Origin of the sequence: Mesorhizobium sp. M0088 (genome assembly GCF_040322895.1) — a bacterium.
In the GTDB taxonomy this organism is placed as follows: Bacteria; Pseudomonadota; Alphaproteobacteria; order Rhizobiales; family Rhizobiaceae; genus Mesorhizobium.
In genome coordinates this window covers 1-1,161 of record NZ_JAMYUI010000065.1, presented here as the reverse complement: position 1 = coordinate 1,161, position 1,161 = coordinate 1, and the positions used below count along the sequence as shown (strand labels likewise).

General features: G+C 61.6%; 1 protein-coding gene. It reads right to left on the bottom strand.

The window, feature by feature from the left end:
* Nucleotides 1-24: 24 nt before the first annotated feature.
* Nucleotides 25-963, bottom strand: coding sequence for an IS110 family RNA-guided transposase (locus tag NKJ67_RS35055; protein ID WP_023809699.1), 939 nt, complete (start codon nt 961-963; stop codon nt 25-27).
* Nucleotides 964-1,161 lie beyond the last annotated feature (198 nt).

Here is a 1,161-nt window from a genome sequence, read left to right as displayed (position 1 = left end):
GGGGGAGAGCGACTATCTGGGGTGTCAAGTTGCAATTACGAACTCGTTGCGCGCATCGCGTGCTTTTGCATTGAGGATGACCAGGAGTTTTCTGGCGAGTGCGATGCGGATGAGCATTTTTGGCTTTCCCGCCTGTTGCAACCGTTGAGCGAAAGCTTTGAGATGAGGATCGAATTTGGCCACGATAGCTGCGACGATGAAGAGGATGCCACGCGGCCCGGCGCGTCCGCCTCGCACATGCCTGTTGCCGGTGCGCTTGCCGCTATCGTTGGCGAAAGGAGCCAGGCCTGCCAGCTTGGCGATGGCCTTGTTGGAGATGAGGCCGATCTCGGGCAGTTCGGCCATCAGACGGGCGACAGTGCGTCCGGCTACGCCCTTGAGCGAACGAAAGGCTCGCTCCAGCCTGGCCCACAGCGGATCGTCATCGATCATCGAGGCAATCTCGCCTTCCAGGCGCCGTTGCTCGCGCTTGAGGAAGGCCAGCGTCGCCTCGATGCTGGCGCATACCTCGGCGTCGCATGCGGCACTTCTACGCTGCTTGTTGATGGTCGCATCGCCGACAATCTGGCAAAGCCGGCCAACCAACGCGGTAAGCCGCTGTTGGGCAGCGCTTGGCGGTGGCGTCGGCACCGTGTTCTTGACTGCGCCGTAATGGGCGATGACAGCGGCGTCGATCCTGTCGGTCTTCTCCAGATAGCCCATCGCCTCGGCGAAACGGCGCACGCTCTTGGCATTGACCACGCCGCACGGCATGCCGTGCGCCCACAAGAGCATGAACCCCAGCCGTTCATAGCCGCCCGATGCCTCCATCACCGCAAGGGCTGCGCCATGGCTGCGGCAGAACAGCCAAAGAGCTGCAATCCCCGCCGCATCGTTGGCGAAGCGCGCTGCCGCTCCGCCAGGCCGGACATGCGCGTCCAGCCAATCTTTCGAAACATCAACTCCACAAATAATCCTGTTCACGGTAACCTGCCTTGTGCGTACGGTTGGAACCAAGCGACTGTTCGGTCGTGCGTGACGAAGGCGAAGATCCCAAGCTCTCCCGCGGTTGTAACCTCAGGTGGTACGGGCGACTTCGCCAAGCCAAGGTCCGGGCGGCCGCCCGGACCTTGGCTCAATCGCTCTAATCCCACGAAATCTCTCTCGTGTAGATACAAGGTG